This window comes from bacterium, from assembly GCA_041649255.1.
GTDB lineage: Bacteria > Hydrothermota > UBA3073 > JACQXS01 > JAQTXJ01 > JAQTXJ01.
In genome coordinates this window covers 46,291-61,688 of sequence record JBAZNK010000008.1, presented here as the reverse complement: position 1 = coordinate 61,688, position 15,398 = coordinate 46,291, and the positions used below count along the sequence as shown (strand labels likewise).

18 protein-coding genes are annotated in these 15,398 nt (G+C 33.5%); 11 read left to right on the top strand and 7 right to left on the bottom strand.

Annotated elements, in window-relative coordinates:
* Positions 1 to 48: 48 nt before the first annotated feature.
* From WC614_06830 to WC614_06800, 7 genes are all read right to left on the bottom strand, one after another.
* Positions 49 to 1,509, bottom strand: coding sequence for an O-antigen ligase family protein (locus WC614_06830; protein MFA5032715.1), 1,461 nt, complete (start codon positions 1,507 to 1,509; stop codon positions 49 to 51).
* Positions 1,510 to 1,621: 112 nt separating this feature from the next.
* On the bottom strand, positions 1,622 to 2,923 hold the full coding sequence (locus WC614_06825) for a nucleotide sugar dehydrogenase (protein MFA5032714.1): 1,302 nt from the start codon (positions 2,921 to 2,923) through the stop codon (positions 1,622 to 1,624).
* A 1-nt stretch (position 2,924) separates the two neighbouring features.
* Entirely contained in the window at positions 2,925 to 4,094 is a 1,170-nt protein-coding gene (locus WC614_06820) for a Wzz/FepE/Etk N-terminal domain-containing protein (GenBank protein MFA5032713.1), read from the bottom strand.
* Between the two features lie 10 nt (positions 4,095 to 4,104).
* Positions 4,105 to 4,749, bottom strand: a complete 645-nt coding sequence (locus WC614_06815) for an SLBB domain-containing protein (GenBank protein ID MFA5032712.1) — start codon at positions 4,747 to 4,749, stop codon at positions 4,105 to 4,107.
* A complete protein-coding gene (locus tag WC614_06810) occupies positions 4,746 to 5,795 on the bottom strand; it encodes a dTDP-glucose 4,6-dehydratase (GenBank protein ID MFA5032711.1) in 1,050 nt (349 codons plus the stop codon). The genes WC614_06815 and WC614_06810 overlap by 4 nt, the downstream gene beginning before the upstream one ends.
* A 5-nt stretch (positions 5,796 to 5,800) precedes the next feature.
* Positions 5,801 to 6,256 (bottom strand): dTDP-4-dehydrorhamnose 3,5-epimerase family protein, encoded by a 456-nt coding sequence (locus tag WC614_06805; protein MFA5032710.1) that lies wholly within the window; start codon positions 6,254 to 6,256, stop codon positions 5,801 to 5,803.
* 294 nt (positions 6,257 to 6,550) lie between these two features.
* Positions 6,551 to 7,072 carry a metallophosphoesterase family protein gene (locus WC614_06800; GenBank protein MFA5032709.1) on the bottom strand — a complete coding sequence of 174 codons (522 nt, stop codon included), beginning with the start codon at positions 7,070 to 7,072 and terminating at the stop codon, positions 6,551 to 6,553.
* A 350-nt stretch (positions 7,073 to 7,422) separates the two neighbouring features.
* Here WC614_06800 and WC614_06795 point away from each other — a divergent pair, with 350 nt between their 5' ends.
* The 11 genes from WC614_06795 (at position 7,423) to WC614_06745 (ending at position 15,328) form a co-directional block, all read left to right on the top strand.
* Entirely contained in the window at positions 7,423 to 7,782 is a 360-nt protein-coding gene (locus WC614_06795; GenBank protein ID MFA5032708.1) for a response regulator, read from the top strand.
* A gap of 148 nt (positions 7,783 to 7,930) precedes the next feature.
* Positions 7,931 to 8,191: a 30S ribosomal protein S20 gene (gene rpsT / locus WC614_06790; protein MFA5032707.1), complete on the top strand. Its 261-nt coding sequence runs from the start codon at positions 7,931 to 7,933 to the stop codon at positions 8,189 to 8,191.
* Positions 8,192 to 8,275: 84 nt separating this feature from the next.
* Positions 8,276 to 9,358 (top strand): flavodoxin-dependent (E)-4-hydroxy-3-methylbut-2-enyl-diphosphate synthase, encoded by a 1,083-nt coding sequence (gene ispG, locus WC614_06785; GenBank protein ID MFA5032706.1) that lies wholly within the window; start codon positions 8,276 to 8,278, stop codon positions 9,356 to 9,358.
* A complete protein-coding gene (locus tag WC614_06780; protein MFA5032705.1) occupies positions 9,346 to 9,702 on the top strand; it encodes an aspartate 1-decarboxylase in 357 nt (118 codons plus the stop codon). Before ispG ends, WC614_06780 begins: the two co-directional genes overlap by 13 nt.
* Positions 9,703 to 9,753: 51 nt before the next feature.
* Positions 9,754 to 10,410 (top strand): N-glycosylase/DNA lyase, encoded by a 657-nt coding sequence (locus WC614_06775; protein MFA5032704.1) that lies wholly within the window; start codon positions 9,754 to 9,756, stop codon positions 10,408 to 10,410.
* A 143-nt stretch (positions 10,411 to 10,553) separates the two neighbouring features.
* Entirely contained in the window at positions 10,554 to 11,294 is a 741-nt protein-coding gene (locus WC614_06770) for a flavin reductase (protein MFA5032703.1), read from the top strand.
* A complete protein-coding gene (locus WC614_06765; GenBank protein ID MFA5032702.1) occupies positions 11,291 to 11,869 on the top strand; it encodes a rubrerythrin family protein in 579 nt (192 codons plus the stop codon). The genes WC614_06770 and WC614_06765 overlap by 4 nt, the downstream gene beginning before the upstream one ends.
* A gap of 9 nt (positions 11,870 to 11,878) precedes the next feature.
* Positions 11,879 to 12,874 (top strand): sugar phosphate nucleotidyltransferase, encoded by a 996-nt coding sequence (locus tag WC614_06760; protein ID MFA5032701.1) that lies wholly within the window; start codon positions 11,879 to 11,881, stop codon positions 12,872 to 12,874.
* A complete protein-coding gene (locus WC614_06755) occupies positions 12,858 to 13,277 on the top strand; it encodes a LytR C-terminal domain-containing protein (protein MFA5032700.1) in 420 nt (139 codons plus the stop codon). The genes WC614_06760 and WC614_06755 overlap by 17 nt, the downstream gene beginning before the upstream one ends.
* Complete coding sequence (gene rsfS / locus WC614_06750) at positions 13,274 to 13,603, top strand: ribosome silencing factor (GenBank protein MFA5032699.1); 330 nt, start codon at positions 13,274 to 13,276, stop codon at positions 13,601 to 13,603. The genes WC614_06755 and rsfS overlap by 4 nt, the downstream gene beginning before the upstream one ends.
* A 117-nt stretch (positions 13,604 to 13,720) precedes the next feature.
* The gene (locus WC614_06745; GenBank protein MFA5032698.1) at positions 13,721 to 15,328 is read left to right on the top strand and encodes an FG-GAP-like repeat-containing protein; all 1,608 of its coding nucleotides are present in this window, start codon (positions 13,721 to 13,723) and stop codon (positions 15,326 to 15,328) included.
* Positions 15,329 to 15,398: the final 70 nt, after the last annotated feature.

Sequence of the window (15,398 nt, the reverse complement as noted above, 5' to 3'; positions counted from 1 at the left end):
TTTTTACTATCTTAATCAGATCGTTGCGGTTTGTCATTGAACTTGTGGTTATATGTTGCTGGTTTGTACCCTTTTTTCTATTCTTTGTGCTTGTAACTCTATTATCCCCATCAATGCAGCCCATGCGAAATTGAACCTATATCCTACGAGAATTGCTGATAATACCCCAGTGAATAATAATCCAATAATTCCAGTTAAAATTCCTAAAGAACTCCATTTCTCAAAACCATATTTAGAGTTTTTGAAAACAAACCAGCATCTTTTTACAAATACAACATATAACCCCAAGAATGCGAGTAATCCAATTATTCCCATTTTCCATAGAACATTAAGGTAAGATACATCAAGCCATGCTACAACAGTTCTTGATTTAGGAATTCGAGTAACAAAGGGGGTGTTTTTACCGGATGAAGAATAAATCACGGCAGCACCTGCGGTTATAAGTTTGTAAAATACAGTGTCGCCTAAACCTGTTCCGATAATTGGGTTTTTTTTAATTCTTGGAAAGACATAAGAAGCAAGTTCCAGTCTGCCTAAAAAAGAAGGATCTATTGCTAAATGTTTTAGAGTAGCAGATCTTTCTTTTACCATATGAGGGAGAGAAATTTTGCCGGTTAACATATCCTTTACAGGCAATACCGTAAAACATAATATAACGCCAATAACCGTACACCCATATAAGAATTTTTTAGTGGAAAGTCCTTCCCGCAATAAATGTAAAAAATACAGAAGTAATACAGACCCCGGGATAATAACCCATAACATTCTTGTTAATGTTATGATTACTGCGAATCCCATAGGAATTAACAGTAGGGATAGAAATAACTTTGTAAGCTTATTTTTTTCATAAAGTAGCCAACTAACGATAAGTGGAATCCCTATATTTAGAAAATGTTGCTGGTCTGAAACGCAGCGTTGTTTTCCACCAGAACCAATATACATCCAGACATACTCGAGTGTTATTATAAAGGTTATTCCAATAATTGCATAAATAAATCTTTTAATCCACTTCTCTGATAAATCGCTTCTTATTACGAAGAAGAATAATGAATAAAATAAATACATAAACAAATCATTCCCTACAGAAATAAAAGATTGTCCGCGATATAGTCCTACAAATGCACTAGATACACAGATAGTAAGAAATACGGTAAGCCATAAACCAATTTTCCCAATTTTTGCGGTAGATTTATAACCTAATAAATTGTTTAGTGTAAATATTCCTATTACAAATAGGAATGGTATCTCTTCTATTCTAAATAACATTTTACGTGATGTTTGTAGCAAAATGCTGGAAATAATGATTGTCAAAAACATAGCTTTCGGTAATTGCTCATTTCCTCCGAATATATAAATTAGATAAGCGAATAATAGAATGAAAGCAAAGCCATATAGAGGAGATGAAAACATACAAAGTTGTAAAAGAAATAATTCTATAATTAAAAAAATTATCCAGGATATAATTAGGTAGTTATTAGTTGAAAAATTATATTTAATTGTTTTTTGCATGGAGGTTTACCTGCCTACTGGCAGGCAGGTAAAACTTCTTGAGGAACACATTCTCTTTTAAGAAGAGATCGTTCTCTATATATAGTCCAACTTATGTACTTTTGCCGTTTCACTAACAACCAAGTTTTATTATATTATCCCCTTTCAAACCTTTTGTAGCATTTCTTGTATCTACTATAAGTTTTGCATTGTTTACAAGACACTTATAGTCATAGTTACTATGATCGGTAACTATAAGGATACAATCTACTTTTTTTATTAACTGGATAGTGAGTGGAACAGAAGCATATTTGATATTGTTTACAGTAATATTCTTTATATAAGGGTCATTGTATAGCAACTTATTTACTTTTTGGGATAGTATTTCAATTACTTTCATTGCCGGTGAATCTCTTGTGTCATCAATATCTTTTTTAAATGCAACACCAAGAACAAGAACTGTTGCCTTCGAAGGGCACATTTTCTTTTCGCTTATAGATTCTATTGCCTTATTTACAACGAAATAAGGCATATCTTCGTTTATTTTGGCGGACAATTCTATAAATGATGTATGAAAATCATATTCTTTTGCTTTCCATGAAAGATAATACGGATCAATGGGAATACAATGTCCGCCTACTCCGGGACCGGGGTAAAAAGGCATAAACCCATAAGGTTTTGTAGATGCCGCATCTATTACTTCCCATATATCTATTTTCATTCGTTCACACAGTTGAGCAAGTTCATTTACAAGAGCGATATTTACATTTCTAAAAGTGTTTTCTAATAGTTTTGTCATTTCTGCAACGCGTGCGGAAGAAACGGCTACAACCTTACTCAATATGCTTTTATAAAATAGGTATGCAAGTTTTGTGCATTCGGGAGTAATTCCACCTACAACTGTGGGAGTATTTCCAACTGTAAATTGTGTATTGCCCGGGTCTATTCTTTCGGGAGAAAAAGCTAAGAAGAAATCTTTTCCAAGTTTAAGTCCGGATTTTTCAAGTATAGGTAAAACTACTTTTTCTGTAGTTTCAGGGAAAGTCGTACTTTTAAGTATTACTAATTGTCCTTTTCTTAAACGAGGCATAATTTCATTTGAAGTTGCAAGAATATAAGAAATATCAGGATCTTTGTTTAAATTAACGGGAGTTGGAACGCAGGTTTGTATTATATCACATTCAGTTAATCTATTATAATCAAGGGTAGCGCTTAATTTTTTTGATTTTACGACTTTTTGAAGTTCCGATTCAGGAGCATCTTTTATATAACTCTTACCTTGATTTACGAGATTTACTCGTTTTGATTGAATATCAAAGCCTAAGGTCTTAAATCCTTTTTGTGATGAAGATAAAGCAAGGGGTAATCCTACATAACCAAGCCCAATAATCCCTATTTTTGCTTCTTTAGAACGTATTTTTTTTTCTAAATCCATTTTAACTCCTTCTTTTTTGAATGTTTTTATTAAATACTTTTTTCCATTCGGTTTGTTCTGTTGCCGAAAGATTATTTATCCAATTTAAACAAAATGCAAAGAAAATAGCAGTGAAAAGGCTTAACATGAAAGCAATAATTATTATAACCGAGCGTTTTGGGTAACTCTTCCTTTCCGGTATTGTGGGGCGTTCAAGAATATTAATTGTCGGACTGTCCTTTATTTCTTGAGATTTTGCTAGTTCATATTGTTCTGTGAGTAAACCTAATACTTTTTCCTGTATTTTAATGTCTCTTGTTAATCTTAATAATTCTAATGATACTGTCGGTAAATTGTTAAGTGGAATAGAAAATCCTATACCAAAATGTGAATCATCTTTTTCGTATTCCATTTTATGTAATTTAACATTTAATTCTTTTAATTCCGAATTTATTCTAACAACTTCAGGATTTTCTTCTGTAGCATAATCACGAAGCATAGCTAGCGTTATTTCATCTGAAATAATCTTTGCTTTGATATCGGCAATTGCGATAAGTAGTGGTTGAAGTTCATCCTGCAGAGAGATTGTCTTATTTATTCCCTGAAATTCACACAAAGAATCCTCTGTTAATTTTAATTTATTTTTAACTTCTTCCAATCTTTTTTCAATAAAAATGCGGTTTCTTTTTCCAATACTCATTAATAAGTTTTTATTGATTAGATCAAGATTTTTTATATATGAATCAGTCATTAATTTTGCTAATTCCGGAGTATTTCCTGTAACAGATAATAGAATTATTCCTTCCGGAGTTACACTTACTATGGTAGATTTGCTAAGGATAGAGTATGTTCCTTTCATTGTTCTTGTTTTATAAACTTTCATTAATTGGCCATCTTTAATTACCCCATCCATTACAGGCTTAGATTTTAATATGGCGGCAAATAAATCTGAAGGTGTGTTTCCTGTTAAGCCGGATATACTACCAAGTCCTAACATACTTGTTCCAATATTTCCTAACATTTCTGTCCCGGATAATGGGGGTAACAAAGATGCTGAAGAAGTATATTTTTCCGGCATGATAAAAGATATAATTAATGCAAAAGCAGTAACAATAAATGTATTCCAAAAGATAAACTTACTATACTCTACCAGCACTCTTATATAATCTAACAGACCTATCTTTTTATCCATTTTATTACTGTTATTGTTTAAAGGATAGCCATACTAATACGGTTGTGTAAGCTATTGTAGTAAATGCAGATACTATACTAACGTAATCTTGCCACCATTTTAATGTTAAAAGACTGACTACAATAATATCATTTCTTTCTATTTTTGTATTGTTATTAAGAGGGATTTTAATATTGTTTTTAACTATATAACTTTTTTTGATATCTGCTCTTTCATTAAATCCACCTGCCAGTCCGATATATTCCATAGCGGGTTTATCGGGAAAAAATGGGTATGCTCCTGGAATTGCTACTGCGCCGTTTACATATACAACATCGTGAAAATTTACTATTGTCAGTGTTACATTAATGTTTTTAAAATATTTCTTAAATTCTTCCTGAGTTTGGGTCATTGCTTCTTGTAGTGTTAAATTAAACACCTTCAGAGTTCCTAATACCGTCCCTCCTGCAGGAACAATTGGCGTTTCTGTTTTTTCAGGAGTCTGAACCGGTCTTCCTCCGGATTGGATGAAGATAGTTCCTTGAGGAGAAATAATTTGTGTGTAAGTGAAGTTTATATGACCGGATATAGTTACTGCTATTTCATCACCTATTTGTAATTTATAATCGCTAGGAATGGGTGGTAATACTAATAAAGCAAATAATATTCCTATCATTTTACTCCTTTAACTTTCGAATTTTGTTTATTTTTTCGTAATTGTCCATACCATAGCGTTTCAAATTCTTTATATTCAGGTTTAGTTCTAATTTTTTGCCACCAGTCTTTATTTTTGACATACCAATTTATTGTTTGCTCCAACCCTTTATCAAATGGCATTTTGGGTTCCCAATTTAGTAAAGACTTTGCTTTTTTACGATTTGCAAAAAGTCTTGTTACATGTCCTGGTCTATCACCAATGAATTCTAAAAGCTTGTCAGGTTTTTTTAGAGTATTGAGAATGATTTTCGCAATATCAATTACGTTTACTTCCATTTGGGAACCGACATTTATCACTTCGCCATCTATATTTTTCTTTTCCAAGGAATTCCATATTCCTCTTACAGTATCTGTAACATAAGTCCAATCGCGAGTGTTTTTGCCGTCCCCATATATTAAAAGATTCTTATTTTCAAGAGCGTTTGTTATGAAAAATGGAATTAACTTTTCAGGATATTGATTTGGTCCATAAACATTGAAAGGTCTTATTATTGTAACCGGCAATTTGTAAGTTGCCCAATAAGAATATGCAAGTCTATCTGAACCTGCTTTAGCTCCTGCATAAGGCGATTGTGGAGCAATTGGATGGCTTTCATCCATAGGAACTTTTTGTGCACTGCCATATACCTCTGAAGTTGATATATGTATAAATTTTTCCACAGGATGTTTTTTTATTGCCTCAAGCAATACTTGAGTGCCTTTAAAATCTGTATCCATAAATGGGTCAGATAATGTAATTGAACGGTCTATATGAGTCCATGCTGCAAAGTGTACTACTTTATCTTGTTTTTTGATGAGGTTAAATACAAGTTTTTCATCAAGTATATTCCCATGACAGAACGAAAAATTTTTGTTTCTTAATATTTCCGGTGTAAAATTATCTATATTGCCACAATAAGTAAGGGCATCAAGAACGGTAATTTTTACATCGGGATGTTTTTCTGAAACGAATTTTACAAAATTGCTTCCTATGAAGCCGGCGCCACCTGTTATTAAAAGTTTCATTTTATTTATCCATCCTTACGGTTCCAATCATAAGGTATTTCTTTGCTATGAGGAGGAACCCTAAACTCATCAGGATTGTCGTAATTATAAGGCTCAGTTGGTATATTTATTACAATTGCTTCTGTTTCTGAAATACACTTAAATCCGTGATATACATAAGGAGGTATGTGTAACAAGATAGGATTATATTCACCTATGAAGAACTCGTTTATTTCGCCAAATGTTTTAGATTCTTTTCGTCCATCATATAATACAAACTTCATCATTCCCTTTATACAAGTCATATTGTCGTATTGTATTTTGTGAAAATGCCATCCTTTTACAACGCCCGGGTATGCTGTAGTCATATATGTTTGCCCAAATTTCTGAAAGAAATTATCATCGGCTCTTAGTATCTCACTAAGACGTCCCCTTTCATCAGGGATGACTTTTAGCTTTTTTGTTTTAACGCCTTCTATCATAAAAAAAATAGAGGTTCCGTTTTTATCTAAACGAACCTCTTGTAGTTAACATTTTAACTGATATTTTTTACTCACAAACCTTAAAAAACCATCTTGCCCTATACAGTTCAGAGCCAATACCTCCTTTTATACGCGTAACATTTATCAAAGAATAATTTATAAATGTAATTTTTTTTTATTATTTTGTCAACAAAAATTATAAGATATTAAACAAAACGGTTAACCATAGAAAAAATGTTATGAATGATATATTACGATATCAAAATGTGTTAATTAATAATATTTCTTTCTTGTCTATTTTGTAAAGAACTTAGAAAGTACAATAGTCTTTGTTTTAAAATCTATTATATTTACGCCTAACATTCCCTTTTCAAAATTAAGCATTGCGAAACTTGGAGCAGCGCCTCTTTTATCTTCAGGTTTTAAATGTCCGGGGTTAACATAAATTATACCTTTTACTCTTCCAATGTATGGAATATGAGTGTGTCCGTATAAAACAACATTTACATCTCCTGATTTTGTTGCTTCTTTAGGATTAATATCTCCTGACAAATCTTCTTTATTAGACTCCTTTGTATGAGTAATAAGGACGTTCCAATCACTAAATTCTAATATGAGACGGTTGGGAATATCAGGATTTTTGTAATGTTCTGTGTTTATTCCTGGAACCCTTATTATATCAGGCCATTTAACTACATCTTCCCATTCATCTCCCAGATGAATGATTTTTTCTACCTTTGTGGTTTGAAACCATTTAACTACTTCTTCTACCCACTCAATATTATTATGTGAATCGCTCATTAATCCTATTTTCATTGTGCCCCCCCTTTAGTTAAAAAATTATCAGCAAAATATTAAAAACAGAATGTATTATATTTATGATTATTTATTTTTGTCAACTTTTCATTTTTAATTTGCGGAATGGATATAGATATTGAATCTATGTTTATAGCAATTATGTATGGAAAGTGGAAAGTCAAATATGGAGTTGTTAAAATAAAACATTTAAAATCAGAGTATAGATTGTGTTTATTGAAAAATGTCTTGACTTTTAAAGTTTGTTAGGTTAAAGAAACTCACAGATATTATTTAAATTTGGGAAACAGGGATTTTTAGAATTGTCTGTTTTTATAAAAAATAGCAGAGTAATAAAAGAGTAAGGAATTATGAGTAAAATATTAATAATAGATAAAGACGAAAGTTTATGTAGTGAGTTTAGTAATTTTTTAACTCAAAAAGGCTATGAGGTGTCACTAGCGCATGACGGTAAAATTGGTTTTTCCCTGTTTAAGACATTTGTTCCTGATGTAGTGCTTTTAGCAATAGATTTACCCGGTATAGAGGGATTGCATCTTCTTGATTGGATGATAGCTGTCAATAATAACGCAAAAGTTATTATAATATCTGCGTTTGGAACATATACGAACGTTAAGCTTGCTTTTAAGAAGGGGGCGATAGATTTCTTTGTAAAGCCTCTTGATATGAAAAACATAGAATCAAAAATAAAAAATATTCTTTTAGGGTAGGCATAAATTGTGGCAACTTGGTAAATTTACTTGTATGTGTACAAAAAGAAAAAAGGAAAGATAGTTTTTTGTTTTTATAAAAGTTTGTTTTTTTATACTTCTTCATTTTAATCTTGACAAAAGAGTTATAAATGATATTTTGCAAAGAATGAAAGTAATAAAATCTGCCGTAAAAGCTGCAAGGCAAAGTCGTAAAAGGGAAAAGAGGAATAATGCAGTAAAGGCAAGCATTCGGGACGAGATAAGAAAACTTAGAAAAGTTCCAGATGCAAAAGCGCTGGAAAAGGTCTATTCTGCTATTGATAAAGCTGTAAAACATGGTGTTTTGCATAGAAATACAGCGGCAAGAAAAAAATCCAGATTTGCCAGATTAATCCCTAAGGCAAAGCCTTCTGCTAAAAAGAAATAAGTCCTCAATACAGTAGGCTTCCGGATAAATGGTAATATCGAAATTTCTAACTGCAAGCAAGGTGCTTGTTCTACATTAGAAAAATTGAAAAATCAAGCTTATAAAGTTTCGATAAACAGAAGAATCACAAAAGAAGTTAAGATAGGCGAAACTTTAATTGGTGGTCCAAACCCCATTTTAGTTCAATCGATGACAAAATCAAGCTCTATATCTGCTATTATAAAAGAAATAAACATTCTTGAATCAATAAAATGTGAAATAATAAGAATAGCCGTGCCGGATTTTAAGACTGCGAGAGCGATTAAAAAAATAAAAAAAGAAACTTCCATTCCTGTTGTAGCAGATATACATTTTAATTACAGGCTTGCAATTGAATCAATAGAAAATGGTGCGGATAAGATTCGCATAAATCCCGGAAATATTGGAGGAAAAGAGAAAGTAAAAGCGGTTATTAATTGCGCAAATGAACATAACATTCCAATAAGGGTAGGTATCAATTCCGGTTCACTCGAGAAACATTTGCTGACAAAATATGGGAGCCCTGTTGCAGATGCTCTTGTCGAGAGTGCAGAAATCTGGGTTAAAACAATTGAAGATATGGGGTTTGATAAAATAGTGCTTTCAATAAAATCCTCGGATACATTGGAAACAATTATGGCTTATCGTAAAATATCAAGCAAAATAGATTATCCACTTCACTTAGGTATTACCGCTGCTTCAGGAGGAGATATAGGTATTGTTCGTTCTTCGGTCGGAATTGGCACACTTTTAGCAGAAGGGATTGGAGACACAATAAGAGTGTCTTTAACGGGGACATCCGTTGAGGAAGTAAAAATAGGATATGAGATATTAAAAACGCTTAGTCTAAGAGAAAATAATATTCAGATTGTTGCATGTCCAACATGTGGAAGGTGTCAAATAGACGTATTGAAGTTAGTAAATAAGATAGAAAAGGAATTAAATAAGATAGGTTATAAACCTAAATCAGCTACAAAAATTGCAGTGATGGGATGTGTTGTAAATGGCCCAGGTGAGGCGAAAGATGCGGATTTTGGTATAACAGGGGGAAAAGGAGAGGGGATTATATTTAAAAAAGGTAAAATAATAAAAAAAGTCTTAGAAAAAAATATAGTTTCTGTACTTATGGAGGAAATATGCAAAGAATAATGTGCAAATCAAAAATATCCGGTTTAAAAATCACTCATAAGGGACTACAATACCAAGGTTCCATTGAATTGCCACCTGAAGTTCTTGAAGCTGCGGATATATATCCGGGGGAAATTATACTTGTAATAAATGAATATAACGGGGCAAGGTTTGAAACTTATGCAATAAAGGGAAAACCGGGACGTTGTGGATTGTTGGGCGGAGCAGCAAGACTTGGAGAGGTGGGGGACAGGTTGCTTGTTATATCATCGGCAATTATGGATTCAAAGGATGCAAGGTCAAACTCTATAAAAATCGTATTTGTGAACGAAGACAACAAAATCGTAAGCACTAAAAAGCATTAACACAATTTGCTCGTAAACATAAAGTTTCGATAATTTCTATTCTTTCTTTAAATGAAAAAAAATACACCCGAAAAAGAAGAAATTCTAAATAAAATAAAAGAAATTTATAAGGACAAGGGGAAATGTATACAAAATAGATTAAACGAGTTTAAAGAAATCTATAACAAGGGAAATAATAAAAAAATATTTACGGAACTTGCATTTTGTTTATTAACTCCGCAGTCAAAAGCTAAAAGCTGCTGGAAGGGGATAGAAAATCTTCTACAAAAAAAACATTTATTTGAGGGGAATGAAGAACAAGTTCTTGGCGAACTAAATAATGTGAGGTTTAAGTTTAAAAAAGCAAAATATATTATCAGGGCAAGAGAACAACTATCCGATGAAATAAAGTCAAAAATAGATGAATTCAAGGATTCATATGATACGCGTGAATGGTTAGTTCAAAATGTGAAAGGGATGGGGTACAAGGAAGCGAGTCACTTTTTGAGAAACATAGGATTGGGAGAAAAACTGGCAATCCTTGACAGGCATATATTAAAAAATTTGAAGTTATTGGGAGTAATAAAAGAAATACCCGTTTCTCTATCTAAAAAGGAATACCTTACGATAGAAAAAAAGTTGACAGAGTTTGCAAAAAAGGTAAACATAAGGATGGATTATTTGGATTTAATCTTGTGGTGTAAAGAAACGGGAGAAGTTTTCAAGTAGAGAGGTGGAAGAGTTTGGATTTTGGAGTTCGGATTGCGGAATTTAATAGGACAAGATTAGGGTTTACAGGATAAAAAGAAATGCTGAATTGCGGAAAGAAAAGGTAGTATATCAAGGAGTCAGATTAAAAAAGGGAGAAGAAAATGGATTTAAATGCTTTGTATAATATAGGTTATGGAATGTATATCGTTAGTTCTAAAAGCGGGGAAAAGTTTAATGGACAGATTGCAAATACCGTATTTCAGATTACTGCAGAACCGCCTACAATAGCTATTAGCATAAATAAACAAAACCTTACTCATAAGTTTATTGAAGAAAGCAAAATTTTTACTATTTCAATATTGTCAAAAGAGACTCCGATTAAGTTCGTAGGGGATTTTGGATTTAAGTCAGGTAAAGAAACAGATAAGTTTAAAAATGTAGAACATAAAATTAGTTCAAACGGAATGCCTATAGTGACGGAAAATACAATAGGTTATGTGGAAGCGAAAGTAGTAAACAGTCTTGATATGGGAACGCATACTATATTTGTCGGCATAATCGTAGATGCGGAGACAATAAAGAAAGAAGAACCTATGACGTATGCATATTACCATACGGTGAAACGAGGGACATCACCCAAAACAGCGCCTACCTATCAGCCTGTCGGCAAGGCAGGTATTAAACCTGAGATAGTTTCACAGACAAAAGAAATGGTTCAACTACGTTCACCACAAGTGGAGAAATATAAATGTAAAATTTGTGGGTATATATACGACCCGCAAAAAGGAGATGCCGAGTCAAATATTAAACCCGGGACTTCTTTTGATGAATTGCCAAAAGATTGGTTATGCCCGATATGTGGAGCAGACAAATCAGAGTTTGTAAAAGAGGAGGAAAAATGAATAAGGGATTAAAAGGAACGAAAACGGAGAAGAATTTGTTGAAAGCGTTTGCAGGGGAATCACAGGCAAGGAATCGTTATACGTATTTTTCATCAAAGGCAAAGAAAGAAGGATTTGAACAGATATCAGCTATTTTTACGGATACTGCGGACAACGAAAAGGAACATGCAAAAAGATTGTTTAAGTTTTTAGAAGGTGGGGATTTAGAGATTAGTGCGGCATTTCCTGCAGGAAAAATTGGAGAGACTACAGAGAACTTAAAAGCATCTGCCGAAGGTGAGAATCATGAATATACGACTATGTATCCTGAATTTGCGCAGATAGCAAAAGAAGAAGGGTTTAATGAAATCGCACAGGCATTTAGAGCAATAGGAGAGGCAGAAAAAGGACACGAAAAAAGATACCTAGATTTACTTGATAACATTAAGAAAAATAGAGTTTTTAAAAGGGAACAGACTGTTAAATGGAGATGCAGGAATTGCGGATATATTCATGAATGTGATGAAGCTCCTGAGAAATGTCCGGCATGTACACATCCAAAAGCATATTTTGAATTATTGAATGAGAATTATTAAAATAATAGTATGAAAAACACTATCAGCATTAATGCGGAACGTTCTATAGGAGTTATTATTCTTGCGGCAGGAGAAGGCAAGAGGATGCATTCGGATTTACCGAAAGTTTTACATCCTATATGTGGAAAGCCACTTTTATGGTATGTAAAAGAGACTGCAAAGAATATAAAATCTGCAAAAGTTGTCGCAGTGGTGAGTAAAAACAGAGAGAAGATAGAAAGTTGTATAGAAGATAAAACAATAGAGTTTGTCATACAATTTCCGCCTCGCGGAACAGGGGATGCAGTGCTTAAGGCAGAAGAAGCGCTTAAGGATTTTGATGGGTTGGTAATCGTACTTTGCGGCGACGTACCTTTGATAAAAGAAGAAACATTGAGAAAACTTATTGATTATCACTTATCTAAAAAGGCATCTGCTACGATACTTACTACAATTTTGCCTGATGCGGGAGCTTATGGAAGGATAGTTCGGAAAGGGGAAAGGGTAGTAAAAATAGTGGAGTCTGTGGATGCTAACGAAAAAGAGAAGAAAATAAACGAGATAAATAGCGGGATATATGTTTTTGATAAAGAAGAGTTATTTTCTGCGTTACATAAAATTAACCCGTCAAATGCCCAGAAAGAATATTATCTTACGGACACCATAGAAATTATACAAAAGAAAGGATTAGCAGTGTATGGTTTTGCCGCAAGTGACTGGCAGGAAGTGATGGGAATAAATAATAGAAAAGAACTTACGGAAAGGGAATTAATTCTTCAAAAGAGAATAATCGAAAAAATGCAGTTAAAAGGGGTAACGATTAAAAATCCATCTAATACTCGAATAGATTGGGATGTAGAGATAGGGGAGAACACAATAATTGAAACGGGAGTTGAGTTACTTGGACAAACTTTTATAGGCAAAAATTGTATACTCGGTCGTAATGCAAAAATTATAGATTCAAAAATTTCGGATGGCAGTGAAATAGGGGAAGACTCAAACATAGAAGATGCGGAACTTTTATAAAGTAGGAATATTTTTTTTAGTTTTATTAGGAATATTTTCTATATTTTATATTGTTTCTACTATAGAGAATTTTGTAAAATCCAACCGAATGGCAACAAGAGAAGAAGCAAGTAAAATCAGGGTAGAAGTATTGAACGGTAGTTCCAAAAGTGGTCTTGCGGAAAGAGTAGCGGAAAAGTTACGAGATAAAGGTTTTGATGTTTTAGAATTTGGAACGGCGAAAGATAAAGTCCCTGCAACGGTTATACTTGACAGGTCGGATGTAAATTTAGGAAATGCAAAGTTTGTAAGCAGGATTTTCAAGCAGGGAAAAATAACCTTTGAACCGCATCCATTTCAATTAGTGGACGTAACGGTTGTATTGGGAGAAGATTTCAAGGAGCAAAAAGAAAAAAACAAGTGAAACCAAAAACAATTGCTGCAAGGATAGCGGATGTTGCAAAAGATAAAAAAGCGGATGATGTTGTAATTATGAATATACAGAAAGTATCGGATATTGCGTATTATTTTGTAATTTGCACTGCGAATTCGGTTCCTCATGCAAAGGCTTTAGCGGAAGAAATAGAAAAGAAAGCAGGAAGCCCCGGGCATATAGAAGGATATTCTTATGCTAACTGGATTTTGCTGGATTATATAAATGTTGTGGTTCATATTTTTTTGAAGCCGGTAAGAGAGTATTATAAACTGGAAAATATATTTGGGGATGTGCCGATAGAAAAAGTAGAGTAAAATCTCAAGAAATTGAATTTATTGGATAAAATTATAAAATAGCATTTAATATTGACAACAGTATTGATTTATGTCATATATATAGTTCTTGCATGATAAATAATTTTTGGAGGGAAAATGAAAAATTTTAGTTTGTGTAAAATAATAGTTTCATTATCATTCTTTATTTGTTCTTCAAACGTTTACTCTAAATATTTACCCTGGCCGATGCTTATGAGCGATGCTCAAAGGACAGGAGAATTTCATCCTACAATCGGAGAACGAGGGACTATGGATACGGTAAGTATTAAATGGACAAGAGCCGTGTCTACGCTTGCATCTGCAACAATAGGTAACATAGATACTGATAATGGAGTAGAGGTAGTTGTGGGTGGAACGGATAGTAGATTATATGCACTTAGGGGAGCGGATGGGACTATAAAATGGAATCGTACGCTAAATGCATCTCTGTATAGCTCTACGCCAACATTAGGCGATATAGATGGGGATAGCGCAATAGAGATTGTAGTGGGAACATTAAGTGGGACAGTTTATGCGGTTAGCGGTAATTTAGGGACAATCAAATGGTCAAATACGGTAGCAAGCGAATTAGCTGCTTCTCCGGTTATCGGAGACGTTGATGGGAACGCAAGTACCGTGGAAATTGTAATATGTTCAAAAACTTCTACTTTCTGTCTTAACGGTGCAACTGGAAGTACGATATGGACAGCGACAACAGGGACTGCAGGTTGCAGTAACGAATATTGTTCACCGGCCATTGGTGATATAGATAACACCCCTGCAACTACGGAAGTTATTGTATCCTCAAATAATATGAATGTTTATGCATTAAATGGAGCTAATGGAAGTATAAAATGGACGTGCAGAACGGATAGCGGTGGTGCAATGGGTGGGACGCCTCCGTATGTACTTTTTATTCCAAGTATAAGAGATATTGACGGAGATGGGATAACAGAAGTTATGTCATATAAATATTTTGGCGTGTTTGTTATTAACGGATTAACCGGAGTAATTAAGTGGGGGTATGTTAATCCGGGGTGTCCCTCAAGTTTGGGAGCAAATGCGGGAGTAGCAACGGGAGATATAGATAATGACGGAAGATATGAAGTTTTGTTTCATTATCATGGAATAAATGCATTAGATGAAAATACCGGAGCTTCATTATGGTCGTATGCGTTTCCATCAGACCAAACCGTTCATTCCAATCCTATTTTAGTAGATTTAGATGGGGATGCCAGTCTTGAAGTTGTTGGCGCAAATCATAAGGGATATGTAGCTTGTTTAGAAGGAGATGGTTCATTGAAATGGGATTTAGTGGCATCAAGTAATGACATTCATCCCACACATGCCGTAGGTGATATAGATGGGGATGGTTGTTTGGAAATAGTAGGGTGTGTTAATAATGGTCCGGTATATGCAATTGAGTCGAACTGTCCGACACCTGTAGAGGAATCTCAATTAAGCGCTAAAGGAAATAAATTAACAGTTTTACAGAATAAAAATAATATATCAGTTTTATTGAGCACAGATAAGACTTGCGATGTGTCTATTTCTATTTTTGACATTAGTGGTAAAAAAGTAAGCAGTATGGATATGGGAAGGTTATTGAAAGCAGGGAGTTATTCGGCAAACCTTAATACAAATAAATTTAATAGTGGTATATATTTTGTTAGGGCAAACCTGGGTGAAAAATCATTAAGTCAAAAGATAGTAATTATAAAGTAAAGACGAATTCTAATCAATAGTAATTGGGTAATTAAGACATTAGATTATTTATAAATCAAGTCATCCCTGC

What these genes read in the sequence shown, in the direction of transcription:
- WC614_06830 (MFA5032715.1), bottom strand. Translation starts at nt 1,509, where the DNA reads ATGCAAAAAACAATTAAATATAATTTTTCAACTAATAACTACCTAATT.
- WC614_06825 (MFA5032714.1), bottom strand. Translation starts at nt 2,923, where the DNA reads ATGGATTTAGAAAAAAAAATACGTTCTAAAGAAGCAAAAATAGGGATT.
- WC614_06820 (MFA5032713.1), bottom strand. Translation starts at nt 4,094, where the DNA reads ATGGATAAAAAGATAGGTCTGTTAGATTATATAAGAGTGCTGGTAGAG.
- WC614_06815 (MFA5032712.1), bottom strand. Translation starts at nt 4,749, where the DNA reads ATGATAGGAATATTATTTGCTTTATTAGTATTACCACCCATTCCTAGC.
- WC614_06810 (MFA5032711.1), bottom strand. Translation starts at nt 5,795, where the DNA reads ATGAAACTTTTAATAACAGGTGGCGCCGGCTTCATAGGAAGCAATTTT.
- WC614_06805 (MFA5032710.1), bottom strand. Translation starts at nt 6,256, where the DNA reads ATGATAGAAGGCGTTAAAACAAAAAAGCTAAAAGTCATCCCTGATGAA.
- WC614_06800 (MFA5032709.1), bottom strand. Translation starts at nt 7,072, where the DNA reads ATGAAAATAGGATTAATGAGCGATTCACATAATAATATTGAGTGGGTA.
- WC614_06795 (MFA5032708.1), top strand. Translation starts at nt 7,423, where the DNA reads ATGAGTAAAATATTAATAATAGATAAAGACGAAAGTTTATGTAGTGAG.
- rpsT (MFA5032707.1), top strand. Translation starts at nt 7,931, where the DNA reads ATGAAAGTAATAAAATCTGCCGTAAAAGCTGCAAGGCAAAGTCGTAAA.
- WC614_06780 (MFA5032705.1), top strand. Translation starts at nt 9,346, where the DNA reads ATGCAAAGAATAATGTGCAAATCAAAAATATCCGGTTTAAAAATCACT.
- WC614_06775 (MFA5032704.1), top strand. Translation starts at nt 9,754, where the DNA reads ATGAAAAAAAATACACCCGAAAAAGAAGAAATTCTAAATAAAATAAAA.
- WC614_06770 (MFA5032703.1), top strand. Translation starts at nt 10,554, where the DNA reads ATGGATTTAAATGCTTTGTATAATATAGGTTATGGAATGTATATCGTT.
- WC614_06765 (MFA5032702.1), top strand. Translation starts at nt 11,291, where the DNA reads ATGAATAAGGGATTAAAAGGAACGAAAACGGAGAAGAATTTGTTGAAA.
- WC614_06760 (MFA5032701.1), top strand. Translation starts at nt 11,879, where the DNA reads ATGAAAAACACTATCAGCATTAATGCGGAACGTTCTATAGGAGTTATT.
- WC614_06755 (MFA5032700.1), top strand. Translation starts at nt 12,858, where the DNA reads ATGCGGAACTTTTATAAAGTAGGAATATTTTTTTTAGTTTTATTAGGA.
- WC614_06745 (MFA5032698.1), top strand. Translation starts at nt 13,721, where the DNA reads ATGAAAAATTTTAGTTTGTGTAAAATAATAGTTTCATTATCATTCTTT.